The sequence below is a fragment of the Heyndrickxia sp. FSL K6-6286 genome, from assembly GCF_038630395.1.
GTDB classification, from domain to species: Bacteria; Bacillota; Bacilli; order Bacillales; family Bacillaceae_C; genus Heyndrickxia; species Heyndrickxia oleronia.
The window spans coordinates 3,733,342-3,759,987 of the sequence record NZ_CP152029.1 but is presented as its reverse complement, the minus strand read 5'-3'; the positions used below and the strand labels follow the sequence as shown (position 1 = coordinate 3,759,987).

The window sequence follows — 26,646 nt, the reverse complement described above, 5'->3', positions numbered from 1 at the left end:
TCTTCTACAATCGGGAGCAAAGGTCCACTAATCTTCTTCAATTAAAGGGAGCGTTTATTAAGGAACGCGTTTTTACATGTATTGAGTCAATTAAATGAAGTATTGTAAAAATTATTTTGATTCTGAAAACAGTGTGTTATTATAACTATAACTATTAATTGGAGGTGCTGTTTATCATGTCCGCAGCAATGTTTAAGATGGGGCATAACACATTAAAGGGGATTATCGCCTAACTAGCCCCTAAACTGCGATTCCCCTTTAAGTTAATGGGGCATTCAAATGAAAGAAACAAAATTGTCTTTTGTACACAAATTAATTTCTGAACAATTTCCTAATTGGGCAGATCTCCCTATTAATCGATTTAATTCAAGTGGAACGGATAACATAATTTATAGACTCGGTAAAAATATGGCTGTTAGACTTCCTTCCAACGAAGGTGGATCTTTACAGATTAAAAAGGAGTATCAATGGCTGCCGTTCATTGAAAAGCACCTACCGGTTTCTGTACCTACACCGATAGCGTTGGGTAACCCGATTGAAGAATATCCTTGGCATTGGTCTGTTTATAAATGGATTGATGGCGAAGACACGATTACGGGAAAAATGGATGATCCATATCAGGTGGCTATTGACTTAGGTCAAAGTGTGAAAGTTTTACAGAGAATAGATCCATCAGGTGGACCGACACCAGGGGATCATAATTTCTGGCGTGGAGTTCCTCTTGCAATGAGGGATGAGTATGTTCGAGAGGCTATTGCAAATTTACAAAATGATATTGATACTAACTTAGCAACATTAGCGTGGGAGGCTGCACTAAAGGCACCAATTTGGGGAAAGGATCCAGTATGGATCCATGGAGATCTCTTAGCGGGGAATCTGCTTATCAATCAAGGCAGGTTATGTGCAATCATCGATTTTGGCGGGCTTGGTATTGGAGACCCTGCATGTGACTGGTTATTTGCTTGGAGTCTGCTTTCAGTAAAAACCCGTGAAAAATTGCGTAAAGAACTATCGGTTGATGAGGCAACCTGGGAACGCGGACGAGGTTGGGCACTCTCAGTAGGGCTTATCGCTCTTCCGTATTACAAAATCAGTAATCCTGTGTTCGCTGGTATTGCCAGACGCTTAATTGAAGAAGCTCTTGAGGATTACAAAAAAGGAGTATAAAGATAAAGAAAAGAAAGCCAAAGTGAAAACAGGGCTTTCTTTTCTTTATCCCAAATAAGACGTTCCGGGATTATTTAATATATCAAGAGAATTAAAAGGGATATGGAAAACGTTATTTTTTATACTTATTCCAGACAAAGGGATTTTACTGAAATAAATCCACTCATAAATATAGTAATCGGGAACGATAGTTGAATAAGCAACTTTTCTTTTTCAACTAACGGGTGCTTTTGTAAAAGAAGAAATGGCTGCGGCAATTCCCTTTTCTGATTGTGCTAAAAGGGCAGGATAGTTGAACAAGAAAATATTTGGTAGAATTCAATTAGAAGACCTTTGAAGAAAGGGGTTAATATATGATATTGGTGAGTTCCTGCTTAGCAGGGTTAGATGTGAGATATAATGGGACCAATTGTTTAAATGATAAAATAAGAAAATTGGTTGAAGAAAATAAAGCTATTACAATATGTCCAGAATTACTTGGTGGGTTTTCAACGCCTAGAGAACCAGCTGAGATAATTGGTGGAAACGGAGAAGATGTACTGGATGGAAATGCTAAGGTGGTTGAAAAATCAGGTAAAGATGTTACCCAACTTTACATAAAAGGAGCATATTCTACGCTAAAACAAGCTAAAAAATTAAATGCGACTTTGGTGGTTCTAAAGGAAAATAGCCCATCTTGCGGAAGTTTAACCATATATAACGGTGAATTTACAGGACAAAAAATTATGGGGATGGGAGTCACTTCAGCTCTACTAAAAAGAAATGGAATAAAAGTAATTTCAGAAGAACTATTTGCAGCTACTCTTTAGTTCCTGACTAATATTGGTATATTAATATTGTTTGTTTTATAGAGTTTGTGAAATATTGTACTTAAACAAAAGGTGGCACGAGTTGAAGATCAAGTGATGGTCACAGCTCTTTTTTCTTACTCAACTAACGGGGTAGCTTAATTGAACAATTGTTATTAGCTTTTTTCCGCAATCGGGCCAGATTGTTGTATAACATTTTAATCTCAAGTGAATCTTGTAAATGACTATCATTCTATAACAATAGGAGAGACAATGATGATTCAATCAATAGTTCATATCGCATTAGTAGTAAGAGAGTATGATGAAGCAATAGAGTTTTATACAAAAAAGCTAAATTTTGAATTAGTCGAAGATATTTATCAACCAGAACAAAACAAACGCTGGGTAGTGGTGTCTCCACCTGGTTCAGTAGGAACCACAATTTTATTAGCTAAAGCATCTAAACCTGAGCAGGAAGCCTTTATTGGTAATCAGTCGGGCGGTAGAGTTTTTCTTTTCTTAAATACTGATGATTTTTGGCGAGATTATAACGATATGAAATCAAAAGGAATTGAATTTGAGAGAGAACCAAAAGAGCAATCATATGGAATAGTTGCAGTGTTTAAGGATTTATATGGGAATTTATGGGATTTGTTGCAACTAAATGTTGATCACCCCATTGCTCAAAGAATTAAGTAGAATAAACTGGAGCTTTCTTAAATGCTGGAAAGCTCTTTTCTTATTGAGGAAAGTGGTGCAACTCCCGTAAAAAGAACTGTTTGTTGTGAAGAAAAAAACTTAAACTATAGGGAGCTTTTAGTTAATAGAAATTTATTGGTTATAAGGTTTATATCATATTTTAGTTATTCTATTAAACCAGCTAATTGAAGCAGATTGTTATTCAACAATCGGGCGCAATTCTGTGCTCTTTCTTTATGTTAAGGACCAAATTGTTAAGGCTTATTGGGATTGTAAGTATATGGTATTATTCTTGGTGGTGATCATTGTGACTCAAGAAGAAGAAAAAGAGCAGGAAAGGATTAATAAAATGGTCAAGCGGGTAAAAAAAACTATGATTATTTTTGTTATTATCTTTGTGATTGCTATTTGTTCTCTTTTATTCTATGGAATGAAGAAAGTAAATTATTCATTATTTAAACAACTAGATAGCATTGTTTTAGAAGATTCACCCAACCATATTAATCAAATTCATATACAGGTTCGTGGTTCTAACCTATTTACATTTAATGCACCAGTTAGAATCTATTATGGAAAAGTAGGGAATTTAGATAAATATAAAGAGTATTTTATACAAAACAGAGGTGCAACTCTTTATCCGGATAATTTCACCATTCAATGGGATGGTGATGAACATGTGGAGATAATCATTCATGGTGATGAGCAAGAAGATGAAAAAGTAAAAATAAATTTTCAGTAGTGAATTTGGTAAGTTCGTATACGTATAAAGTTAAACATAGACTTATATTGATAATGGGACATTACTCTTCAAATAGTGAAAAAGGTGAAATTGAGCGAATTCAAATTCACTTTTTTTATTTTGCATGTTAAACAACTGATAATATAATACTGCTCTACGGGTGCTTTACTACAATAAGTGGTAAAGCACTTTCTATTCAACTAAAGGGGCAGTTAGTGAAAGAAGGAATTTTATAGAAATTATAAGAATACATAAGTAATTAAGTTAAGTTTATAAGGGGATGGTTTAATGGCTTATGTCTATACTTTATTCGTTATTTTGGTAATTGGATACGTAGTTTATCGAATCTATAAGAAGAACTCATCATCGTCAAATCGATATACACCATATGATGACATAACAATGGGAAACAAAATCGATGTGAAACATGATAGTCCAATAGAAGACACTAAGCACATTATCCAATACGATGAAAAAGTGGAGAATGATAAAACTGTCTAATTCTTAAGTTATATAGTGTTATATTTAGCCGAGGATGCGATTCTCTATAGTGAATCGCTTTTTCTTTTCGTGCTATAGGGGCAGAAGAATTGAAGAGAGGGGAGAGGTTTATGAATAGGAAACTACTATCTATTTTCACGATGTTTTTACTGTTAAGCATAAGTGTTTGGGGATGTTCTTCAAATGAAACACAATCGTTAGAAGCGAGGTTCAAAGATATTATGAATGAGAACGAAATCCCTTTTAATTCTATTTGGCATTTTGAAATTAAGGACAATGTAATCATTGTCTTCTATGAAGAAGAGCAAACATTAAATTTAGGATTTATAGAAAACAAACAAGATAATGAATGGAAATGGGTAACAGGTTCAGGTTCTATTGACATTCAAGATGGTGGCTATATAGCAACAGCCGAAATGGGTTTACCATTTTATATTACTGCAGTTGTTAATAGTGATGAAAATACTAAAGAAGTTGTTGTTCAAGATGAAATTGCAAAGCTAGTACAAGTAAGTCCTCAAAAAAAGGTATGGTTTGCATTTACTGAAAAGCCAGCAAATGGAATAGATATTAAGGAAATGAAATAATCCTTCTTAAACTAAGGGGGACAGGTTTGTTTAATAAGTTATAAACAAATTATGGAACTAATATCTCATTTTTCCGTATTACTATATATATTATTTGGATATGGCGGAAGGAGGAGAAACGGATGAAGCTCTGGTGGGTTGCAAATGTTTTTTGGTTAGTAATTTTCTCGATACTTGCTATCATTATCGGAACAAGACATGTAGATGGAGCCGGGGTTGTTCAAACTCCTGAAATAAGAATTATTACATTTATAATTTTAGGTGTTGCATTTGTGTTTATTCTTATCATACAACTAATCTGGTTTTATTTTGTTCGTAAACGAATATGACGATCATAGACATCCTTTTTCTATCCTAATGGATAAAAAGAGTTAGCGTTGGTGTATATCTTATGTACCCTATATTGCGAATTATGGAAATGATGTTTGGAATGTTTTTGGCCATGTGTGGAGGTGGCTTGGCTTAGGAGAGGAATAAAAAAAATGATTGAATTACGAAAAATAACGGGGGATAACATAGATGAAATAATAGCACTTAAAGTTGAAGAAAACCAGGAAGACTTCATAGAAACTACTAACCTCAGAAGCTTTGCAGACGCTCATATGTTGAACGCAGACGGGATACCAGCGAATCCTATTTCTGTTTATGTCGATGGAGTTGCGGTTGGATTTTTGATGTACATTTATGATACGTTGGACCATGAATCATTTGAAAATGAAGTTTTTTACGGGAAGAAGAGCTATTTTATATGGCATATTATGATTGATAAAAGTTATCAGGGGAAAGGATATGGCAAACTTGCCTTTGAAAAAATGTTGATGGATATTGAAACTATGCCATATGGGGAAGCAGAATATGTAAGCCTCTTTTATAGAATAAGTAATGTCAAAGCTAAAACATTATACGCTTCATTTGGTTTTGTAGATACAGGCATTATTCAGGATAATTCGATGTTGGCAATTAAAAATCTAGATGAGAAAATAACAAAATCCATAGTAGAAAGGATATCTCGGAAAGAAATGTAAGCTTTCAACGTCTCGACCCATAATAAAAACAAATATCCAGAAGCTTGAGTAAAGAAAGCGTCTTTTTCCTACACAAAAATTTGTAAAGATTATCACTTGAATTATAGGGGCCAGGTTTGTTGAAGATTGGTTTTTAACTTTTGTTCAGCACACGAGGCATATAGGTAATCATTCATTTATGCACCAAAACCAGTGACCGTAACACAAATAGTATAAACTTTAAGGTGAAGATAGTGGATAATATGAAAGATGTTGCTATGTAAATATAGCTAAATGACCGGAAAAGAGAAGTCCGGTCATTTTTTTATATGATTTTAAGTTGATTAAATAGAATGTCCGAAAAATGTATGCAATCTTGAAAGAACCCTCTTTTCGCCCATTACCTTCATAATATCAAACAAATCAGGTGTATTAGTTCTGTTAGTTAGAGCGACCCTAATTACCATCGCTACATCACCAACATGTCCTTTGTAATTGTTAGGATTGGCCTTATATTCTTTCATATCCTTTGCAAATCCGAGCTCATCTGCAAGTACTTTAATATTATGGAACCAAGTATCCTTTTCATTAGTAAAACTATAAGTTTTGCTGAAACCTAGTACTATTTCTTTCGCAATATCAAAACTTACATTTGTTGGTAACTTATAGCCACTCAATATATCCTTTTCAAACAATTCATCATAAAAGAAAGCAATCATTGGCTTTACATCTGACCACTTTGAATAGTCCTTTCTTGGTTTCTCAATTGTTCTACCTATATTTAGAATGTCTACTGTGTATTCCTTATACTTGTCTATTAAAGTATTAAACTCAGAATCAAATTCCTCTGACCAATCATATAAATAATCAAATACTTGTTTACCAGTGAGCCTAGAGATAACATCCCTGCTAACATCATCCAGTTTGTTCATATCTAATAAAGCACCACTGGCATTCATTTTACCAGGATTGATAAAAAAGTCTCTAAATGTTTTATTAGGGTTTGTCATCTTCCATTCTTCAAAGTCAGAATTGATGAGATTCATGAAGTATTCACTTAGTGCCATTCCTGGATACCCTTGTTCTCTGTAATACTCAGCGGTACCATCAAGATCCTTTCGTTTACTAAATTTCCGCTTAGAAGCTCCAACTTGCTTCATGATTGGAGCAATATGACCGTATTTGGGTATTCTAAAACCTAAGGTTTCAAACAACTGTATATGGATCGGCACTGAAGAAAGCCATTCATCGCCCCTAATAACATGGGTTGTACCCATCAAGTAGTCATCTATGGCATGAGCAAAGTGATATGTTGGTAAACCATCCGTTTTCATAATAACAATATCTTGGTCATTTTCAGGTAACTCAATCTCGCCTTTTACTAAATCATGGTACCGTATTCTTCTATCTGATGAACCCGAAGATTTAAGTCTAATAACAAATGGTTGACCATTTAAAATCTCTTCCTGTGCTTGTTGAAATGATATATCCCGATGTTTCGCCCACCTGCCATAATAACCTGTTGTGACTTTTAAGTCTTGTTGACTTATTCTTATTTTTTGTAAATCATCCGTATCACAGAAGCAAGGATATGCTAAACCATTTCTGACTAAATGCTTAATAAATACCTTATAGATTTGTATCCGTGAGCTTTGTTTATAGGGTCCGTAATCCCCCATATCGTCACCTGAAAAGGTAGGTCCTTCATCGAAACGAATCCCGAAGTATAACAATGAATTAATAATGTTTTCGATGCTACCTTTAATTTCACGTTTTTTATCTGTGTCTTCAATACGCAAGAAAAAGACTCCATTACTTTGATGGGCTAATCTTTCCGATACTAAAGTTGCGTATAGCCCACCAATATTCAACGAACCCGTTGGACTCGGTGCAAAACGTGTCACCATAGCATATGAAGACAAATTTCTTGGCGGATATAGTGAATATATATCAGCCGGTAACTGTTTAACATCTGGAAATAATAGTTCTGCCATGCATTCATTTGACATGTCATATCCCCCTATAGATTAAAAATAAAGGCTGTATTCGTATAGTTTGTTGCTTTTGTAAAAGCCCAACTACAGGCTTTTACACCCAATAAAGGATTCAGCGATTCTTATGGAGTTTGCAGCACTTTTCTCAGTAAAATGAAAGGTGTAGTCGTGTTCAGTCGATAGTTATTAGTTAAAACTTTACTTAAATTGCAACAATGTTTGAGAAAAGAGCCAAAATAAAAAGCCCTTCATCCTGCTAAGGACGAAAGGCATACTTCCGCGTTACCACCTAAATTGGTTAAAAACCCGCTCATTATGCAGCTCATAATTACTTTACTGCACATTTCCTTAACGGGATTTCCCGGTTGACTTACTCCGATTTTTCAGTCAACTGCTCCAAGGCTTCTTTCATTAAGCTCGAATGCCCAATCTCACCAGCATGGGCTCTCTATGATTCGAGTGATTAATTACTCTTCCTCTTCACTGCATTTTACAATATGTGGATATATTTAGTGGTACATTAATACATTTTTTTTAAGCTGTCAACATCTAATTTGGACTTAAAGGACGACATCTTTAGAACTTTCCGTTGGTTGGTGACTGTGGAAAGTAGAGGCTAAGAGATGCAAGTGAAGAGAGGAAGAACTGTATGAAAAGTTAATCTTATTGATATTTTATATTATTAATAGAATAATTATTTTTGCCATCTTTATTTATTGTTGTCCAAAATATTGACTCAAATCCAGTTTTTCGTGCAGGCGTGTTACTGTGCAATTGTTTTTATTTAAACTAAGGGGCATTTTAGTTTTACAAGAATTAATAAGAAGTATTAAGATTTCTTTATTGACTAATCAGTCCGAAATGAATAAAATAATATTCTGAAAGGAGGTTAGAATATCCAATGGCTAGAAATAAAGAATTTGATCCATCTATTGTGCTACATAAATCTATGGAGATTTTTGGACATTATGGCTACGAAGGCACTTCGCTTCAAAATTTATTAGAAGGTTTAGGAATAGCACGTCAAAGTTTATATGACACTTATGGTACAAAAAGGGATCTGTTTATTTCTGCAGTAAAACAATATATAAATGGAAAAACTGCTGTTGTAATATCATATTTGGAGCGTCCTGGGTCAGTAAAAAAGGCTATTAGTGAAATTTTCTATGAGGGAATAAACGTCTTAAAGGATGATGCAAGGCGTAAAGAATGCTTTATTATGGATAGTGCAATCGCTCAAATACCCCATGATTTGGAAATATCAGAGTTTTTTAACCATGATTTAAAACGGTTAGAAGAAGCTTTTTATAAAGCTTTAGTACGTGGTCAAGAACAGGGGGAAATTGGGAAGAAAAAAAAAGTTGAAGATGCATCTAATAAACTAGTTAACTTTATTTTGAATGTTGTCTTATTCGTAGGATTTCAAATATGTACGGAGTACCAGGTTTCTTAAACAAAAGGGCACTGTGACCCATCAGTTTAGCATAACTGGCCTCCACCCCTTGGAAAGGCATGACGAAGGAATGAGAGGGCAATTGACCCGTTGAGATATGGGAGGGAAAGCCTCCAGGGGCGGCGTGGAGATGTACATTATATGGTAAAATATGGAGTGGTAGCTGGCTCCTTTATTTAACTATGCCTTCACGAAGCCTAAATTATCAGAACTCATTTCAATTTTCCGTAAATCCAATTACAAGGGTTATGAATTCCTGCGAATAAGTGAGCATTCGAGAGATATTCGTATCAAACTGAGGGAGTTTAAAAAGGTAATTCTATTCTTATAGAGAATAATTAATATAATAATTAATTGGTAATAGAGGTGCGCTATGAATAATCAAATATATGTTAATTGGGATGGAAACAAAGTTAGTCTTAAATGGTTGCCCCATAAAAAAATAAACGAAAATAATTTAGTTACAAGTGTTCATGGTTACTGTTTTATGGATGGGAAAATTTTATTAGTACATGTTAAAGATCGAGGCTTTAATGCTCCTGGTGGACATATTGAGTTACATGAAGATCCAGAGAAAGCTCTACTTAGGGAGATATATGAAGAAGGATATGTAACAGGAACTATTAAGTATCTTGGCGCTATCGAAGTAAATCATAAAGAAAATGAAAACTTTATACATAATGGTCCGTATCCTTTGATAGGTTATCAGTTGTTTTATAGAGTAGATATAAAAAAAATATTTCCTTTTCTTCGAGAAAACGAAACTATTACACGAATTTGGGTAGAACCTGAAGAAATTCAATACGTTTTAAATGATCATGAGCTATCTATTCATATAATAAACGAGGCTTTAAAAGTTTCTAATTCTTAATTAATATAGTGCAGTACAAGGAGAAAAAAGTATATGACTTTTTGTAGAAAAGGAGAAGAATAGTTAAAGCAGAAGTTGGATTTTGTGTGAAAGGTGGTAAAGCATTATGATTGGAGTGTTCTTAGACCGTGATGGAACAATTGGTGGAGATGGTGGAGGAATTCACCCACTAGAATTTCGTCTTTACACATATTCAGCTAAAGCAATTAACCTTCTTAATAAAAAAGGATTAAAGGTTTTTCTTTTTACTAACCAGAGTTGGATAGGGATGGGGAAGTTTACTGAAAAGACTTTTCTTCAGGGGTGTAAAGAGTTAGGGAAAGAATTAGAGAATAATAATGCTTATTTAGATGGAATTTATTATTGCCCACATAAAGTAGAGGATAATTGTAATTGTCGTAAACCTCAAACTACTTTATTGGAGAAGGCTAAAATAGAAAATAATTTGAACTTAAGCAAGTGTTATATTATTGGAGATAGATTAAGTGATATGTTTTCAGCCGAAAATGTTGGTGCAAAAAAGGTATTAGTTAAAACTGGAAGAGGTTTGGAGTCCTTCAAAGAGTTATCAAACGGAACTTCAGAAAGGTTGAAGGTCAATTATGTTGCCGACAACGTGTTAACTGCGGTTGAATGGATACTAACTGACTTAAAGTAGTTAAAAATTAGGTGTTTTTCCTATTCAACTAAAGGGGCAAGTTGAAAAAGAGTAATACTAATTGGGATATTTTTCTTAATTTGCTTTTATAGAAAATTTGTTATTGTAAGGATAAGTACGAATTTTAATCAGGATCGGGTGATAATAAAGAAGAAACAGGGTGGTTAAGTGAAGAAATAAATTTTGTAGTTTATAAAAATCGAACTAATTTACCTGTTGAACGAGTATTTATTATTGGTGAGCAATTCTTATTACTTAGAGAGGATTCATTTAGGAGTGTAAAGTTTGAGAATATTCAAGGTTTTAATTTGATTAGAGAAGGTTAATATAAAAATACAGGGCTGTATGGTCTAATACAACACATGCAGCCCTCTTCAAATGGCGTTTAAACGCCGTTGAATGCCTTGTAAGCAATTTTAAGGTGTATTTAGTAGAATATTGCCAATATTGCCGAAAAAACTTAAACGCTTATACGGGCTTTTTCGAGTTGTAGCTTTAAAATAAAGTTTGAACAAAAACACCTCGTAAATCCTTACACTAAGATTAATAGGAAGCGTTCATTTTGAAAAAGGATTAATCAATATGGATGCTTCTTTAGCATTTTTTAGCTTGCTTATTATAAAAAAGTTTGATCATTTTCTACAGCATTACTTCATAAACGCGCCCGATTGTGGAATATCGTTTTTAGCTAAAGTCTTTGTTATGATTGTTTTGTATATCTTATAAGTCCTTGTTGTACAAAGCTTCCCGTTAGTCGAACATCATTCATATATACTCGCAGCAAATAGGGTTAGAGCTATAATCTTCCAAGATGGTTGCTCGGAAAGTATTGGAGTATCATATAAATTATATTCATCCATCTCATTAAAACAAGCTTCCAGCGCTTCTAAGTAATCTTCAAGCGTTATATTCTTCCACTCGCCCTTATTAATTTGTAAATCCATTCTCAATTGATTTATAAATTTAATTAAATCTTCTGGACTCTTTACTTCATCCGCCATTTCATATATTTCCATCTTTAAACCACCCTTTTTTAATAATCTTCATCAAAAGACTAGGTATTTCCTTCTTACATTACCCTACATAGTTAGTTGGACAGCAACATTTTTTTCGAAATCTTCAAATAATCATCTCAACCTCCCTACTATCACCACGATTTAGTATTTTTTATAACCTAATACTAACATTAACATAGAATAAATTGGTTTTGTTTGATAATATTATTTTATTAAATGGACCTTTAATAGCGAAAAGCGCATTCCTTATTAAAAAAATGCGCCCGATTGTGGAATAAGAAAACTGCATTCCATACAGGTTTTTTATCAAACTTTATTATAAATGATCGAACTTAATTATAAATTAACACGAGTTTTTTTGATAATCTTCATTAGCGAATATAATACTTGTGTGTTCAAAACCACACTTATACTTATACTTGCAAGTGTTTTTGTTAAAAAAAATAAAATACCGCCTATCTTTTGAACTGCACCCTGTCAAGTAGACAGTATAAAAAAATAAAATTAGGCAATGGCCTTAGTTCGATATTCTATCGGGCTAAGGCCATTAAATTTGGCTTGTAAACGGTCTTGATTATAAAACTTTATATAATCTTTGATATCCTTTTGAAGCTCCTCAAAGGATTGATAATGATGAAGATAATATCTTTCTACTTTCAAAGTCCCCCAGAATGATTCCATGCATCCATTATCAATACATTTTCCTACTCTAGACATACTGTGGATAAGATGGTTTTTTTCGATTATCCTTTTAAATCCATTTGATGTATATTGAAAGCCACGGTCACTATGAATTAAACGTTGCTCATCATGTAAAGGATTCTTCGTTAAGGCACCTTTGATGGTTTTAAAGACTAAATTATTATCATTTCGATGTCCCAATACAAAGGATACGATAGAATTGTCATACAGGTCTAAAATAGCGCTTAGATAGGCCTTTTGACCATTCCCATATTTTAATTCTGTTATATCAGTTACCCATTTTACATTTGGGTGTACTGCCGTAAATTCTCGGTTCAAGATATTCTCTTCCACGTTATTATCAGATGGGCGATGATCCCATTTCTTTTTCCGTCGTATCTTTGATTGTAGGCCAACTAATCGCATTAAACGATGAATTCGTTTTGTGTTATAATGCTTATTCATTTTCCGATTGAGATTCATGGTAATACGTCGATAACCGTATATTCCATCCACCTTTTGATAAATCGCTTTAATTTCTTTAAGTAATCCGCGATTTTCGCGTTCCTGATCCGTTTCCTTTCGATTGACCCATTTATAGTATGAAGACCGATTGGTATGACTTATTGTACAAAGGAGCTGAATAGGGTAATTCATTCTTTCATTTAATTCCCGTATTGCACAATAAGCGACTTCATTCCGAACCTTGCTTAGTACCGCCTTCTTTCGATTTCCTCCAACTTTTTTAAAAAAGCATTTTCAGCTTCCAATCGATAATTTTTTGCTTCTAATTCCTTAATCTTTATCCTTAATTTCTCTTGTTCTGACATTTCTTCTTGAGGTTTCTTTCTTCCACGGTGATCCCGTAGGGACTCTGGTCCATCTGCTTCATATTTTTTTGTCCAACTGTATATTTGCTGGTAGCTAATTTGGAATTTCTTCATGACAGCTGAATAGTCATGGCCATTCTTTATACAAAAATGAACTGCCTCCACTTTCTCCTGGAAAGACAATTTTCTAGAATGAATCATAAGGGATTCCCCCTGACTTGTTTGTCTCGTTTCCTTATGATTATTATAGTTCTTTATCCAACCCCTGAGGGCGCCACGGCTCACTTTATGCCTTCTACATATTTCCAACATGGAATAATCACCAGATATATAGTCTTGAATTGCCCTTAATCTTATTTCATCCGAGTATTGTTTCCATCTGCGTGATTCCTTTAAACCATCAATACCATATAATTCATATTTATCTTTCCAGCTATGGAGTGTGGATTTAGATATTTTATATTCTTTTATCAAACTGCTGGGGCTCATTTCCCCCTCTATGTATTTCATTAAAATTTGATATTTCTCCTCGGTAGAATATTTACTTCTTTTTGACATAAAAAATCCCCCTAGAGTAACGACAGATTTTTGTTTTTTCATCTGTCCACTTTAAGGGGAGCATATCATTTTTTGGATAGACGGTTATTTTTTATTCTGTGGTTTTTACATTATTTTCGTTTTCAAAAATCAATGGTCTAAGAACCGATTGCATCTAGTGAAAAAATCATAACGATAATGCCTAGGACAAATTGAATTAAAATAATTATTACTGAAACTTAAAGGTCAACAATTTTAACAAAGCATAAATCGTGAATCTCAAATGCTTAGGACAGTTCTCATAAATGTTCTCATAACAATTCACTCCTTTACAGCTCCATTTCGTCTCTTTGCCTTTCCCTTCTGTTTTCTTGATCTCTAGCTGTTTCTTTGCTAGCCATTTTTTTTACGATATTCAAATCAGACACTGTTTGCACACTATTCCTTGTATCGTCAATATCGATTCGGTCTGGTACACCGTCATTGTCTAAATCCCTTTCTTTAGTTCTTTGTAAATAGCTTTCCCTCACCGATAAAATTTGCTTTTCGAAACTTTTAATTTTTCATATAACTTTTCCAAGCTCATTGGAACTCTATCGTTTTCCCTGTGCATATCTGTGCGATCCACAAATGTATGAAGTTTAAGACAAATTGTGAAAGATTCTTCGAGTTTGTCGATCCAGTCATCAGCAACAATAAAATGTAAAGATGGAAGTGAAAATTCTGCACGTTTTTTCTTACCTTGTTTTACGATAGACATAAATAAAACCTCCTGTGAACTACTGCCGTAGAAGTTCACAAAAAGGTTTAAATACACTCTAAGCCATATAATAAGCAACGCTATTGAAAATATACTCAAGACCTTTTTGGATTAGCGAAATAAACCCTACCTATGCTCCAAAAATTATCTATAAAGACATAAATAAAGACCAAGAAAAAGAGTTAATCATAATCTTGACAAAAGGTTATGGTACAGGTGTCTTATGGCAGGATGTTTATGTTTTTGACACGATGGATCATCGTTTAGACGTAAACGAAGTGATTGTTGACAATCCTTTAGCAATTATTCATAAGAAAGTTAAAACTAAATTAACTGCACTAAAAAAAATCTTTTTGGAAGCATTATTGATTACGAAGTGAGAGACAATCAACTAATTGTAAGCGTTTCTGCACAAATTTCTCCTGCAAATTTTATTGGAAGTGTTGTAATTATTTATGAGTATCGAGACAAAATGTATTAAATTTCAATCTTGCAGTTAAATTTGTGAAGAAATGTTCTTAAACTAACGGGGGCATTACTGAAACAATGGTAATGCTTTTTCTTATTGAAGTAGAGGGGGAGGTTAGTGGAAGAAGGATTTTTATTAATTATGGTGAAATATGTAATTAGGTAAAATCTAAGAAGTAGATTTAAATACTATAAAAAATGATTTGTAGAATAAATTTAAGGGAGGAGAGCTAACTTGGAAATCACAACAGAAAGATTAATAATTAGACCTTTTAAGAGTGCTGATTTACAAGATGTATTTGCTATTTATAATAATGATGATACATGTAAGTTCCTATTACATAATAAGTGGACTCATGAAGATATGCAGAAAAGATTTAATAAGAAGTTAGCAAACAATGTACTCACTAAAGAGTCAATGTTAAGTTTGGCAGTTATATACAAGACTAAAGTAGTTGGTGATCTATCCGTATGGTATACAGACATGAAAGACACTGTTGAGATTGGTTATAGTTTTTCAAATGAAGTAGCTGGGAGAGGTTTGGCAACAGAAGCAGTAAGTAGTTTAGTATTTAAATTATTTGATGAATTTAATGTACATCGTATACAAGCTAATCTTGATGCACGGAATACAGCTTCACAAAAATTGTGTGAACGAATAGGCATGAGAAAAGAAGCCCATTTCATTCAAGATTTTTGGAATAAAAATGAATGGACAGATAGTATTGTATATGGAATGTTACCCTCTGACTTGTAGTAATAGACTTAGTTATTTTATAGAACTAACTGGGGCAAGAGTTGAAGATCCAGCTGCCAAATTGGTGGCATTTTCTTATTTGACTAACGAGGCAGTTTAGCTTTATAACGACCTAGAACTTTATGGTATTATATAGTAATTATATATTTATAGGGGATTTTAAAAAAGGAATTTTAAGAATGACGCTTAAAGATAGATTTTATACAGAAATTTAGGAGGAGAGAAATATGCAAAAGGTTATTGATGGAATTAATTATTGGATAAAAAGATTACCAGAAGAGTACAAATCCATGTCTGAAAAAGAAATTTCTAATCGACCATTACCAAATAAGTGGTCCAAAAAAGAGATTTTAGGACATCTTTGTGACTCTGCGATAAATAATATTGAAAGCTTTATAAAAATTCAATACGAAGAACCATTGTATGTTATTCAATCGTATAATCAAAACCATTGGGTAATAGTTCAGAATTATCAAGATAGATCACTTGATGAAATAATAAACCTTTTTCAAGCATTAAATAAGCAAGTTGTTAATATTGTTAAGAATATTCCTAACGAAAAGCTATCCAACCTTTGCGACATAGGAAATAATCAGTATCAGACCCTAGAGTGGCTTATAAAAGATTATCTTGAACATCTGGAACACCATATCCACAAACAAATCTTAATTGAAAATAGATTATATGGGCAGAATTAAACATCATTATCATAAATTACTATATTTAATGTTATAAATCAGTGTTTTTCTGAAACTTCCCCTAAATAGATAAGTTGGAACTAATTATTGGCGTTTACGATTTTAAATCAATGAAGAGCAGTGAATTAATTAATTTTCTTGTATATAAGCTAACGGGTGATTTAATGAATTAAGGAACTGTGATCGCAGTTCTTTTTTTTATGCTGCTAAAGGGGCAGGTTAGTTGAAGAAGGAAATTATCTATTTATTATTGAATTAACAAAGGAGATTGATTTATTCAGACAGGATATTTTTGGAGGAGATAATTTGGAGTTAATATTTATTAGACACGGACAAGGTGAACATACATTAAACTTACCAAAAAGTTTACAGAACCCTGACCCAGCATTAACTAAAGAAGGAATTATTCAAGCTAAGTCACTTAGAAACCAATTTCCCTTATCAGATAAAGATGTATTAATAATCAGTCCTATAAGAAGAACTCTTCAGACAGCATTAATATGTAGTGAGGGTATAAATTGCCGGAAAATAGTAAGCCCTTTGGTATCTCCTAGAATGTTTCCTCAAAATCCAGAGTGGAATCCACTTCCTTGTGATGAAATTTTGAAAAAAGAAATGATAAAAGATGAATTTCCAGGATTCGTAATCGATGAAGACTTGCCGATTAATTTATGGATAAAGGGTATAAATACCCTACCAGAATCCGAGTTTAATTCATTAGCAGACAATTTCCTTATTTGGTGCAAACAACTTGGGAAAAAGAGGATATATATTATATCTCACGATGGAACAATTACTTCATATAGACAGTTTATTACTCGTGGAAAACTATCAAGAAAAGACTTTCCTAAAGAAACAGGTTGGTTTAAGATTGATTGTTAATCTTAAACTAAAGGGGCAGTTTAGTTCAATAAGAAAAACAAAAAATACCGCTCAAAAATCCAGACAATGAAAAGTATTTAAAATTATATATTACCTCTTTACAGCATGGATAAAATAGACTGTCTCAAAAGCACATAAATAATCTGTACGATCTCTAAAGAAAAGTTCCTGTATTGCATAAGGTGTCAAATGTTCATAAATAAGCAAACCTGATTCTTATAACATGGTTTAAATTTTGTTATTTGTGAAATTGGATTTCATCGATTCGCCACTTGCAGAAGCCATTTTAACCATATTTTCAACTCTATTAGACATGCCTTTTTCTTCTTAGAGTGTTTCATCTGCATAGTCAAAAACTATAGAGCTTCCCGATGGGACTTTAGCAAATAAATGTTTAATCAGCTTGAGTTTTCATCTCGAATTGAGATAGAACAGTATACGGCTTTTTTTACGAAAAAGGAGGTTAGTGTAATAAAAGAAGTGTTTTTTAATAACATATAAAATGTTATTTTTATAAAAAGCGTTGGGAGAGTGGCTAAGCATGATAAAATATCCAATTTTAGAAAAAGGTGCAACAATAGGAGTAACTGCACCATCCTCTGGAGTCCCAAGTGAATTACATCACTTGTTGAAATCTGCATTCAAAAGTGTGGAAAAGAAAGGTTTTAACTTCATCTGCGGAGAAACTGCTTGGACACAAGATAAGGAAAAGTCTGCATCTGCTAAAAAGCGTGCAGAAGAGTTCAATAAAATGATGCTTAGTGATAATATTCAACTTATTATTCCTCCTTGGGGCGGAGAGCTACTTATTGAGACACTTGAATATATTGACTTTGAAAATATAAAAAGTAAGTGGATATTAGGTTATTCTGATATAAGTCTGCTACTGTTAGCAATTACATTGAAAACGGGTACTGCTACAGCACACGGAACCAACTTAGTGGATTTAAGAGGAGAGTATTCTGATGATACGACGGCAATGTGGCGAACAGTATTGTCTACCAAAATGAATGAATCAATTCTCCAACATTCATCAGAAAAATATCAAAAAGAATGGCAACCTGATAACCCTACTCCTTATATTTTCAATCTAACAGAACAAACTTACTGGAAATCAACTGTAAACGAAAAAGTTAAGATACAGGGGCGATTACTTGGTGGTTGTATTGATATAATTAGGCATCTGATTGGTACACCATATGGGAATGTACAAAATTTTAAAGAGAATTATATTGAAGGAGATTCTGTTATTTGGTATCTCGAAAATTTGCAGTTATCGCCAACTGAATTGCGTAGGACCCTCGTGCAAATGAAATTAGCAGGTTGGTTTGAGGATTGTAGTGGCATTATGTTTGGGAGAAGTCCAGCAAATCCAGCTGTTACAAATTATACAGTTGAAGATGTTTATAAAGAACTTTCTAAAGAGCTACAAATTCCTATTCTGTACGATATTGATTGCGGTCATGTTCCACCACAAATGACTTTTATAAATGGAGCATTCGCTGAAGTTGAATCAGATAATGGTCAAGGTACTGTGTTACAAACTTTTAAATAAAATTATAGATGTGTTCTTTAATGATTTTTTTGTAATGAATTTGCGTATTCTTAGGTAATGTTCAAACAGACCAAGAAGACTATGAAATGTTTCATAATTGGGTTGAGACAAAGCTATATCGTACCGATATAGAACTAAATATAGTTAAACCTTATTAAACTAACGGGGGCGATACTTCAATAAAGAGGTATCGCATTTTATTAAACTAACGGAGCAGGATAATTGAATAACAAGAGAAAGTTTAAACAATGAAAATAGCCGGGTTTATATCGACTAATTTTTAATAGTATCATCTGAAATAGTTTTTAATATATTGTTCTTCTCTTTTTGTAATTTTAGAAAATATATCAGATACCAAATTACAAATACTATAGGAATTAAGTAAGTTAAAATAATAAGAAGAATCATCTAATCTAAAGTAGTCCTCCGTGTTTTTAGGTAATGCTGTATTACATTATGTAATTATATCTTGATAGTGCGTTCAAGTATTCCTAAACCTTATTCTGAAGGTATTGATTAAGATGACTAATCCCTTTAGATCTCTATGAAATTATATTATCTTGATATGAAACTTGTTCTGGTTGTACAATTTCATATTCACCTTCTGCATACTCTTGCTCCGCATAATGGCTTCCCCATTGACAGAGCTCCTGCAAGATAGGTTTAAGAGATTCTCCAAGTTCAGTGGATGAATATTCAACCTTCGGGGGTACTTGATTATACATCTTTCTGCTCACAAGTCCACTGGCTTCAAGCTCTCTAAGTGTTTGAATAAGCATCTTCTGAGTTATATTTGGGATAATGCGCTTTAATTCACTCGTTCTCTTTGGTCCATTCATTAAAAAGTATAATACAAGGCCTTTCCATTTTCCGCCAATAACTTCCTTTGTCACTTCAAACCCACAACTAAATTTTTTCATGTCTAAAGCTCTCCATTCCACATTTATTACTTTTTAGTTACTATATCACAAAAAAGTGGGTACTTCCGATAATGTGCTTAGTGAAGGATACTATATCTTGTAAGTTGTTCTTCAAGTACTTAAGGTACTAGACATAAAATAAAATTAATTCTAAAGGAGTGTTAAGTATGGGAAAATTTGAAGGTAAAATAGCGCTTGTAACGGGTGGAACTAGTGGGATTGGTCTTGCTACAGCACAAAAATTTGTAAACGAAGGTGCATATGTTTATATCACGGGACGTAGACAAAACGAACTTGATAAAGCTGTTACCCAAATTGGCAAGAACGTAACCGGTGTTCAAGGTGATATTTCTAAGCTTGAAGACTTAGACAAACTATATGACATTATAAAGCAGGAAAAAGGTAAGTTGGACATTCTTTTTGCTAATGCAGGCATCGGCAACTTCCTTCCATTAGGTGAAATTACTGAAGAGCAGGTTGATAGAACGTTCGACATTAACGTTAAAGGAACCATCTTTACTGTTCAAAAAGCGTTATCACTATTCCCGGACAAAGTAGGTTCTATTATTGTAACAGGCTCTACTGCTGGATCAATTGGCAACCCAGCGTTTAGTGTATATGGAGCATCTAAAGCAGCATTAAGAGCACTAGTTCGCAACTGGATTCTTGACCTAAAAGGTACTGAAATCCGTGTAAATGTGGTTAGTCCAGGAGCTATTCTTACACCTGCATACGATGAGCTTTTTGGTGATGCACTTGAAGAAGTAATGGAAAATAGCAAAAATACTGTTCCAGCTGGAAAAGTTGGGACACCTGAAGAAGTAGCAAACGCTGTATCTTTCCTTGCTTCAGACGAAAGCAGTTACTTGACGGGGGTTGAATTGTTCGTAGATGGCGGGCTAGCACAGGTATAATTTCACTGTGCAGAGATTACAAATAGTCCCTAAAAAAAGGTTAATGGGGATTTACTTGAAGAAGTCGTATAAAAAAGTCGTTTCCTTAAAGGATAGGGAATTCGACTTTTTTTATGTTTGAATTTGCTTAACGTTGTAAATTCGCATTTTCCTGGGGCTACCACTAAATGACCTGTAAAAAAGATTACTTTGTGAATAAATGTACTTAAAGTAACGGGGGCTTTTGTAAAAGAAGAGATGGCTGCGGCAATTCCCTTTTCTTATTGTGCTAAAGGGGCAGTTTAGTGCCTTACCTTTTTCTAACGAATTATAAAAGTATTCAAAATAAGGGAGGATTTATAATGTGTGGGATGATGAGATTTGATTAACCAAATAATTCCATATGTAATCTTATTTGGAGTTACGGGCTCAGGCTTGGTTGCGGGAGTGTTTTTCGCATTTTCTTCATTTGTTATGAAAGCACTTGCTCGGCTACCGGATGAGCATGGAGTTGCTCCGATGCAGTCAATTAATGTAGTGGTACTAAACCGATCTTTTTTAACTGTATTTTTGGGAACAGCTTTAGTTACTATACTACTTATAACCCATTCTATTTTTAATTGGGAAGATACAAATGCCATTCTTTTATTTGCTGGAAGTTTGTTTTATTTTGTTGGCAGTTTTTTAGTCACGATTGTACGGAATGTTCCTCTAAATGATGCATTAGCTCGTGTAGATACTAAAGAAGGAGAAAGTTTAACTTTATGGAAAGATTATCTGTCAAAATGGACGATATGGAATCACATTCGAACTATAGCAAGTTTTGTAGCGATGGTATTATTTATTCTAGCACTGCAATGAGCTGACTGGGGATTTAAGTTAAAAAAAGGTGTTGTTGCGGCAGCTTTTTTCTTATTCCACTAACGGGTGCGTTAATCCAAGAAGGATTACGCACCTTTTTTGTTGAATTCCTTATTAAACAAACATACAGGTAAGTTGAAGAGTGTCATTTAACTTATGTTCAACATTCCGACCATATTGAGAGTATTTTGTTGATGACAAGAAAACAGAATGAGTGACGCAAGGAATACTTTGTTACGGGGGTACTTATGAAAACTCACTATTATTTAGGTTGGTTTAACAATTCATTTCCAGAGAAACTGGGCAGGCTGTTACAGGAGGATATAACTGAGAGAAATTCGCTTGCTATGATTAGCTCGAATCCTTCTATTTATGAAGATGATGGTGCTACTGAACGCTCGTGGCTTGACCAAGCTGGCATTATGTTTGATGAATATCATTTAATTAATTATCGTGTAGAGAAGGAAGATGCCCAAAAGATAATTCAAAATGCTTCAGTCATTTTCTTGTTGGGTGGAAATACCCATAAACAAAATGGTTTTTTGCGTGAATATGAGTTATCGGATTTGATTAAAAAAAGCAGTGCCATTGTGATGGGAGCAAGCGCTGGTGCAATCAACATGTCCGCTAAATGGTTATGCTCGAAAAACTTTGGATATAAAGTCGAAATGAACGCTGTTTATGAAGGAATCGGTCTTGACAATTTTTCCGTTCTGTCACATTTTGATCTTGAAAATAGCATTGCAATAGTTCAAAGCGAACTATCACTCTTATCGGAAGAAATAAATATTTATGCTTTTAACAAAGATTGCGCTGTACGTGTAAAGGGAGACAAAATCGACGTTTTTGGCAATGTTTTATTAATTTCCCACTCAATGCTTCAGAAATTGGATGAGACGCTCTAATTATATAAATTTATTTCTTTATGCAAGGCATATTTTATATTTAGTGAAGGAGAACTATGTAAACTATGATTGTCCTGCAAGCATAGTTGTGCAGAACGGTTTACTGCAATCGGGCGCAAGTGTGTTGAATGTGCGTCTCTTTTTTCTTATTCAACAAAAGGGTAGTTATTTAAAGAAGGTATTAACAAAGGATTAAACGAATATTCCTTAATAACCGTAGAGTATTGGGGGAATAAAATGAAAACGTATCTCGAAGAAATAACGAAAGATGTGTATGCTTTTTTAGTTTGGGATGCATCCTGGGACTCATATAATAACTGCTACTTGTTGCTCGATGACAATGATATTTTGCTTATTGACTCAGGAAAAGAAGAACATTCTCGCTTCCTGTTCTCGGCCCTAAATAGTAAAGGGATTTCTAATAGTGATGTAACCCACTTTATTGCCACACACGGTCATAAGGACCATATTGGGGGAATTCAACACTTAGGAGAAGTAGACGGATTTATTCATAAGAAAGATTTAGAATTGGTACCCAAAAATCTTAGACACAAACTAAAGATGAATCTCCCCGATAACGGTTTAACAGCAGGCAATTTAGAATGTGTTCTCCTTGGACACCATACAAAAGGTTCTGTCTTACTATATCATCGTAAAAGCAGAGCGTTATTTTGTGGAGACCATATTTGCTTTTTTGGAGAATCTTTAAACGATAATAAAGTTGTAGATGTAGGTACTCTTGAAAGAGAAAAGTTTAAGCAGTTTGTGTCTGATTGGTCCCAAAACGAAGAAATGAAAAGAGAACATCATTTTCATTTATTTATCGATGGTTTAAGGGCTATTAACAAATTTGATGTTGAATATTTATGTACGGGACACGGCACGATCTTAAAAGGAAATATAAATAGATTTATTTCGGATTTACTCAAATTTGAATAGTAAAATCAAAGATTCCTTATTCACTAAACAGGTGTAAAAAATAAAGTAAACTAAATGTGGTTAAATTATTACATCCAAAAACTTCAGTGGATTCTCCGTTAAATAGGAAAATCCATTAAAGTTTTAAATTAAATAAAAGAAAAACATAATCAATAAACAAATTAATTTTCCATATTCCCTAATTGCTTAGATGTATCACAAAAACAAATCGTCTTTGTCAATCTAAATGGCTCCAATCGCTGTTTGTTTTTGATGTGTTTCTTTAAAAAAGCTTGATAGGCAACTGTTTCAAACCACGAATAACAAGGCTTTGTCTCCATTCAAGTTCATTCAGTTCAGCTGCAAGGCTAAGATTTGGGTATTCTTCTAGCAAAACGCGTAGGGCTATCTCGCCTTCAAGCCTGGCAAGAGGTGCACCTAGACAATAGTGGATGCCTTTTCCAAACGCAAGATGTGGACTTTTTTCCCTTGTAATGTCGAGGGTACTGGGATCCGAAAACGCAGCTGGATCATGATCCGCTGACGCAAGAGACACAATGACATGGTCCCCTTTCTCAACCTGCTGCCCCATAAAGGTAAAGGACTCCTTCGCCCAACGGTCTGTACTGAACTCAACTGGACCATTAAATCGTAGCAATTCTTCGATGGCTTGTGCTACAAGGGAATGGTCTTCTTTTAGCAATGCAAGCTGGTCTTGGTGTGTAAGCAGCGCCAGTAAACCATTGGCAATTAGATTCACAGTCGTTTCATGTCCTGCCACAATTAGAAGCATAACGACACCATACAATTCACTTACAGTTAAACGGTCTCCTCCTTCCTCAGCTTGAACTAAATCAGACAGCAAATCCTCCTTAGGAGATTCACGCTTTTTTTCAATCATTTTCTCCAGATAAGCCATAAATTCCACCATAGCCTCATCATATCTAGGACTATCACTAATCTCCACTATTACATTGGACCAGCGCTGGAAATCAAGACGATCTTCAGACGGGATGCCAAGCAATTCACAGATGACTCTAATTGGAATCGGAAACGCATATTCTTCAATAAAGTCAACCGTTTCTTTGTTTCTCATGAGCCATGCTTGTTCTCTTGCAATATCCTCAATGCGCCCTCTTAACATCTCAATCCTTTTGGGCGTAAAGCCACTTTGTACAAGGCTGCGTAGGCGGCGATGGTCAGGTGGATCAACAAAAAGCATGCTTTGAGTTATTGGAGGCAGATTTTCGTCTGTCACTTCATCAGGGAAGACTGTCCGCATATCTTTTATAAACCTCGGATCTTTTAACACGGCTACCGCTGCTTCATACGTAAAAGCCATCCATGAATAATGGTGTCCTTCGTTAAACATCTTCACTTTTGCAAAAGGTTGGTGTGGTCGGATTTTATTGTAATAATCATAAGGATTTTGGTGAAACTCCTGCGAAAACAAATCAAGCGATTTAGTATCCATGCGTGCTATACTCCCTTTCTAAATCATGTCTTTTTATCATATATTCGCGTTTACATATTCTTTTCCTGCAATCATGGCTGGAAAAACTAGTATTAAATATATTCTTCATTTAAAAACTAATTCCCGGGAATCTTGTGTTCAACGTTCAGGGTAGTGAAGAAGGATAATCCAATTGGGAGGTTGAACTAATATAAAGAAACTAGGTATTACTTAGGAAACAAACGGGAAGGTGCCGATAATGAACTATGAGATAATTAAAGCGAGTTTGGATAATTCGGAAACATTAACAAACCTAATGCAATTCTATATTTATGACTTTTCAGAGTTTATTGAAGCACACGTTGAAGAAAATGGGAAATTTGGGGATTATCCTTTACAAGCCTATTGGAAAGAAGAGAATCATTTTGCATATTTAGTTAGATTCAACGGAAATTACGCAGGTTTTGTCTTAGTTAAATGGATAAAAACAGACACTAAATCATACTTTTCGATTGCTGAATTCTTTATTATGAAAAAATATAGAAGAACTGGATTAGGTAAATCAGTTGCAAAAGATATATTCCGCTTACACAAGGGCAATTGGGAGGTTTTTCAAATTTCGAAAAATGTACCAGCACAATTATTTTGGAAGAATGTAATAAATGAATATACAGACGGACAATTTACTGAACAATTAAAGGATGGGAAAAGAATATCTCAAAAGTTTATCAGTTAATATAAAAGCCGCAAAAATTACATAGTCTAATATGTATCACTTAAAGTCACACGGGCAAGAGGTAAAGAAGATATGGTCGCTGTGGCGATCTTTTTTTTGTTCCACTAACATTGGGAGAATAGTGGTGTAAGCATATCGTTGAAATATCCCCTATATAATTTATTCCTAAAAAGGGGAATTCTGTTAAGATGGAATGGCCAAATTACAAATTGGGGAGGGTTTTTTATAATTGAGATTTGTTGATGATTTAGCAGGTGCTATATTTGATATTTTTAAATTTATTGTAAGGTCGATTAGCTATTTACTTGCAGGGATGATCATTGTCGCTGTTCCAATGTATATGATAGCTTGGGTATTTGGTTTATTTCAGTATTCATACCAGGGCGATGCTTCGCTAAAGATACCAATAAATATGTGCTGGACGGCAACCAAGTGATAAGTTCATTAATATAAAGTTTTCATCAGCTTTATTCGCTGGAATATCAAAGATGTTATTTTGTATATCTTTTTAATTCAAAAAATTTCTATTTGAAAAATAGATGAAAATCAATGAATTCGAAGACATTAATCAAGTATTTGAAGTTGCTAAGATTTGTAAATTCCTACAAAAAGGGACAGGGCCCAAATGAAAACGGGTACTGTCCTTTTGATATAGATGATTAATTTTTACCAGAAATTGCATAAATTTCGAATTGAATTTAAATAAATTTTATTCTTGTTTTGATTATTTTTCGTAAATTTATGTTTAATTATTTATTGATAAACAATGGATAATTCGTTAATATATGAAACATACAAAATAATATTTACTAATTAATATTGAGGGGTTGCGAAATGGCGTTTATTCTGGACGATTACGATAAGGCAATATTAAGGGAATTGCAGGAAGATGCATCGATATCCAATCTAAATTTATCAAAGAAAATTGGACTTTCACCATCTGCTTGCCTTTCAAGAACAAAAAACTTGGTGGAAGCGGGTATTATTCAAAAGTTTACGACGATTGTCGATGAGAAAAAACTAGGAATTGAAGTCACAGCATTAGCTCTCATTAATTTATCACCTTTAAATAGGGAAACAATTCATTCATTTATAGAGGATATAAACAAATATCCGCAGGTTCAAGAGTGTTACACACTAACAGGAAGCCATGACTTTATGCTTAAGATAGTAGCAAAGGATATGGAGAGTTACCGGAATTTTATCATTGATTCATTAATGGAGAATCCTGCAATTAATGGAGTTGACACAAGCATGGTAATGAGTACAGAAAAAAGGACGGTCAGTGTGCCAATTGATGAAGTTTAGGAGGTAA

The 26,646-nt window shown here is 33.9% G+C and carries 31 protein-coding genes, 1 pseudogene and 1 other annotated feature; of the genes and pseudogenes, 23 read left to right on the top strand and 9 right to left on the bottom strand.

All coding sequences use genetic code 11. The features are described from left to right. The first annotated feature begins 279 nt into the window (after nt 1-279). The 8 genes from MHI39_RS18975 (at nt 280) to MHI39_RS18940 (ending at nt 5,506) form a co-directional block, all read left to right on the top strand. The gene (locus tag MHI39_RS18975) at nt 280-1,167 is read left to right on the top strand and encodes an aminoglycoside phosphotransferase family protein (RefSeq protein WP_342539950.1); all 888 of its coding nucleotides are present in this window, start codon (nt 280-282) and stop codon (nt 1,165-1,167) included. A 353-nt stretch (nt 1,168-1,520) separates the two neighbouring features. Next, on the top strand, nt 1,521-1,976 hold the full coding sequence (locus tag MHI39_RS18970) for a DUF523 domain-containing protein (RefSeq protein ID WP_342539949.1): 456 nt from the start codon (nt 1,521-1,523) through the stop codon (nt 1,974-1,976). Between the two features lie 255 nt (nt 1,977-2,231). Next, a complete protein-coding gene (locus MHI39_RS18965; RefSeq protein WP_342539948.1) occupies nt 2,232-2,654 on the top strand; it encodes a VOC family protein in 423 nt (140 codons plus the stop codon). Nucleotides 2,655-2,961: 307 nt separating this feature from the next. Beyond that, a complete protein-coding gene (locus MHI39_RS18960; protein ID WP_342539947.1) occupies nt 2,962-3,393 on the top strand; it encodes a hypothetical protein in 432 nt (143 codons plus the stop codon). Between the two features lie 288 nt (nt 3,394-3,681). Continuing rightward, on the top strand, nt 3,682-3,894 hold the full coding sequence (locus MHI39_RS18955; protein ID WP_071977107.1) for a DUF3951 domain-containing protein: 213 nt from the start codon (nt 3,682-3,684) through the stop codon (nt 3,892-3,894). Nucleotides 3,895-4,004: 110 nt separating this feature from the next. Next, nucleotides 4,005-4,481, top strand: coding sequence for a hypothetical protein (locus tag MHI39_RS18950; RefSeq protein ID WP_342539946.1), 477 nt, complete (start codon nt 4,005-4,007; stop codon nt 4,479-4,481). Nucleotides 4,482-4,603: 122 nt separating this feature from the next. After that, the gene (locus MHI39_RS18945) at nt 4,604-4,810 is read left to right on the top strand and encodes a DUF3923 family protein (RefSeq protein ID WP_071977109.1); all 207 of its coding nucleotides are present in this window, start codon (nt 4,604-4,606) and stop codon (nt 4,808-4,810) included. A gap of 153 nt (nt 4,811-4,963) precedes the next feature. After that, complete coding sequence (locus tag MHI39_RS18940; protein WP_342539945.1) at nt 4,964-5,506, top strand: GNAT family N-acetyltransferase; 543 nt, start codon at nt 4,964-4,966, stop codon at nt 5,504-5,506. A 323-nt stretch (nt 5,507-5,829) separates the two neighbouring features. Here MHI39_RS18940 and gltX read toward each other — a convergent pair whose 3' ends face one another. Then, nucleotides 5,830-7,494 carry a glutamate--tRNA ligase gene (gltX, locus tag MHI39_RS18935; RefSeq protein ID WP_342539944.1) on the bottom strand — a complete coding sequence of 555 codons (1,665 nt, stop codon included), beginning with the start codon at nt 7,492-7,494 and terminating at the stop codon, nt 5,830-5,832. A 240-nt stretch (nt 7,495-7,734) separates the two neighbouring features. Beyond that, nucleotides 7,735-7,972: a binding site (T-box leader), on the bottom strand. A gap of 408 nt (nt 7,973-8,380) precedes the next feature. Here gltX and MHI39_RS18930 point away from each other — a divergent pair. The 3 genes from MHI39_RS18930 to MHI39_RS18920 all read left to right on the top strand — a co-directional run bounded on the left by MHI39_RS18930 (nt 8,381) and on the right by MHI39_RS18920 (nt 10,461). Beyond that, entirely contained in the window at nt 8,381-8,932 is a 552-nt protein-coding gene (locus MHI39_RS18930) for a TetR/AcrR family transcriptional regulator (protein ID WP_342539943.1), read from the top strand. Between the two features lie 373 nt (nt 8,933-9,305). Next, nucleotides 9,306-9,803, top strand: a complete 498-nt coding sequence (locus MHI39_RS18925; protein WP_342539942.1) for an NUDIX domain-containing protein — start codon at nt 9,306-9,308, stop codon at nt 9,801-9,803. 106 nt (nt 9,804-9,909) lie between these two features. After that, the gene (locus tag MHI39_RS18920; RefSeq protein ID WP_342539941.1) at nt 9,910-10,461 is read left to right on the top strand and encodes an HAD-IIIA family hydrolase; all 552 of its coding nucleotides are present in this window, start codon (nt 9,910-9,912) and stop codon (nt 10,459-10,461) included. A gap of 761 nt (nt 10,462-11,222) precedes the next feature. Here the strand turns inward: MHI39_RS18920 and MHI39_RS18915 are convergent. The 5 genes from MHI39_RS18915 to MHI39_RS18895 form a co-directional block, all read right to left on the bottom strand. Beyond that, nucleotides 11,223-11,477 (bottom strand): hypothetical protein, encoded by a 255-nt coding sequence (locus tag MHI39_RS18915; protein ID WP_342539940.1) that lies wholly within the window; start codon nt 11,475-11,477, stop codon nt 11,223-11,225. A 504-nt stretch (nt 11,478-11,981) separates the two neighbouring features. Further along, a complete protein-coding gene (locus MHI39_RS18910; RefSeq protein WP_139254916.1) occupies nt 11,982-12,836 on the bottom strand; it encodes an IS3 family transposase in 855 nt (284 codons plus the stop codon). 32 nt (nt 12,837-12,868) lie between these two features. Continuing rightward, on the bottom strand, nt 12,869-13,546 hold the full coding sequence (locus MHI39_RS18905; protein WP_058006963.1) for a helix-turn-helix domain-containing protein: 678 nt from the start codon (nt 13,544-13,546) through the stop codon (nt 12,869-12,871). A 308-nt stretch (nt 13,547-13,854) separates the two neighbouring features. Continuing rightward, entirely contained in the window at nt 13,855-14,055 is a 201-nt protein-coding gene (locus MHI39_RS18900) for a hypothetical protein (protein ID WP_342539939.1), read from the bottom strand. After that, on the bottom strand, nt 14,052-14,285 hold the full coding sequence (locus tag MHI39_RS18895) for a hypothetical protein (protein WP_342539938.1): 234 nt from the start codon (nt 14,283-14,285) through the stop codon (nt 14,052-14,054). The genes MHI39_RS18900 and MHI39_RS18895 overlap by 4 nt, the downstream gene beginning before the upstream one ends. A 194-nt stretch (nt 14,286-14,479) precedes the next feature. On the opposite strand from MHI39_RS18895, the gene MHI39_RS18890 reads away from it, so the two are divergent. The 4 genes from MHI39_RS18890 to MHI39_RS18875 all read left to right on the top strand — a co-directional run bounded on the left by MHI39_RS18890 (nt 14,480) and on the right by MHI39_RS18875 (nt 17,090). Next, nucleotides 14,480-14,665, top strand: coding sequence for a hypothetical protein (locus tag MHI39_RS18890; RefSeq protein ID WP_342539937.1), 186 nt, complete (start codon nt 14,480-14,482; stop codon nt 14,663-14,665). 323 nt (nt 14,666-14,988) lie between these two features. Beyond that, nucleotides 14,989-15,510 carry a GNAT family protein gene (locus MHI39_RS18885; RefSeq protein WP_342539936.1) on the top strand — a complete coding sequence of 174 codons (522 nt, stop codon included), beginning with the start codon at nt 14,989-14,991 and terminating at the stop codon, nt 15,508-15,510. Nucleotides 15,511-15,737: 227 nt separating this feature from the next. Continuing rightward, complete coding sequence (locus MHI39_RS18880) at nt 15,738-16,208, top strand: DinB family protein (RefSeq protein ID WP_216386414.1); 471 nt, start codon at nt 15,738-15,740, stop codon at nt 16,206-16,208. Nucleotides 16,209-16,514: 306 nt separating this feature from the next. Beyond that, nucleotides 16,515-17,090, top strand: a complete 576-nt coding sequence (locus MHI39_RS18875; RefSeq protein WP_251346389.1) for a histidine phosphatase family protein — start codon at nt 16,515-16,517, stop codon at nt 17,088-17,090. Between the two features lie 90 nt (nt 17,091-17,180). On the opposite strand, the pseudogene MHI39_RS18870 reads toward MHI39_RS18875, so the two are convergent. After that, nucleotides 17,181-17,492, bottom strand: a pseudogene (locus tag MHI39_RS18870) (SAM-dependent methyltransferase); the annotation flags it as partial. Between the two features lie 139 nt (nt 17,493-17,631). On the opposite strand from MHI39_RS18870, the gene MHI39_RS18865 reads away from it, so the two are divergent. Then, nucleotides 17,632-18,645, top strand: a complete 1,014-nt coding sequence (locus MHI39_RS18865; RefSeq protein WP_058004947.1) for a S66 peptidase family protein — start codon at nt 17,632-17,634, stop codon at nt 18,643-18,645. 542 nt (nt 18,646-19,187) lie between these two features. Here the strand turns inward: MHI39_RS18865 and MHI39_RS18860 are convergent. Beyond that, nucleotides 19,188-19,565 carry a winged helix-turn-helix transcriptional regulator gene (locus MHI39_RS18860; RefSeq protein WP_047942800.1) on the bottom strand — a complete coding sequence of 126 codons (378 nt, stop codon included), beginning with the start codon at nt 19,563-19,565 and terminating at the stop codon, nt 19,188-19,190. Between the two features lie 167 nt (nt 19,566-19,732). On the opposite strand from MHI39_RS18860, the gene MHI39_RS18855 reads away from it, so the two are divergent. The 4 genes from MHI39_RS18855 (at nt 19,733) to MHI39_RS18840 (ending at nt 23,163) form a co-directional block, all read left to right on the top strand. Next, entirely contained in the window at nt 19,733-20,479 is a 747-nt protein-coding gene (locus tag MHI39_RS18855) for a glucose 1-dehydrogenase (RefSeq protein WP_342539935.1), read from the top strand. Nucleotides 20,480-20,839: 360 nt separating this feature from the next. Continuing rightward, nucleotides 20,840-21,319: an anthrone oxygenase family protein gene (locus MHI39_RS18850; RefSeq protein ID WP_251346390.1), complete on the top strand. Its 480-nt coding sequence runs from the start codon at nt 20,840-20,842 to the stop codon at nt 21,317-21,319. A 248-nt stretch (nt 21,320-21,567) separates the two neighbouring features. After that, a complete protein-coding gene (locus tag MHI39_RS18845) occupies nt 21,568-22,224 on the top strand; it encodes a Type 1 glutamine amidotransferase-like domain-containing protein (RefSeq protein ID WP_342539934.1) in 657 nt (218 codons plus the stop codon). Nucleotides 22,225-22,461: 237 nt separating this feature from the next. After that, nucleotides 22,462-23,163, top strand: a complete 702-nt coding sequence (locus tag MHI39_RS18840) for an MBL fold metallo-hydrolase (protein ID WP_342539933.1) — start codon at nt 22,462-22,464, stop codon at nt 23,161-23,163. A 262-nt stretch (nt 23,164-23,425) separates the two neighbouring features. Here the strand turns inward: MHI39_RS18840 and MHI39_RS18835 are convergent, their stop codons facing one another. Beyond that, nucleotides 23,426-24,616, bottom strand: a complete 1,191-nt coding sequence (locus tag MHI39_RS18835) for a cytochrome P450 (protein WP_342539932.1) — start codon at nt 24,614-24,616, stop codon at nt 23,426-23,428. Nucleotides 24,617-24,854: 238 nt separating this feature from the next. Here MHI39_RS18835 and MHI39_RS18830 point away from each other — a divergent pair, with 238 nt between their 5' ends. The 3 genes from MHI39_RS18830 (at nt 24,855) to MHI39_RS18820 (ending at nt 26,639) form a co-directional block, all read left to right on the top strand. Then, on the top strand, nt 24,855-25,331 hold the full coding sequence (locus MHI39_RS18830) for a GNAT family N-acetyltransferase (RefSeq protein ID WP_278892253.1): 477 nt from the start codon (nt 24,855-24,857) through the stop codon (nt 25,329-25,331). A gap of 229 nt (nt 25,332-25,560) precedes the next feature. Next, entirely contained in the window at nt 25,561-25,767 is a 207-nt protein-coding gene (locus tag MHI39_RS18825; RefSeq protein WP_342539931.1) for a hypothetical protein, read from the top strand. 398 nt (nt 25,768-26,165) lie between these two features. Further along, entirely contained in the window at nt 26,166-26,639 is a 474-nt protein-coding gene (locus tag MHI39_RS18820; RefSeq protein ID WP_071977126.1) for an Lrp/AsnC family transcriptional regulator, read from the top strand. The last annotated feature ends 7 nt before the right edge of the window (nt 26,640-26,646 follow it).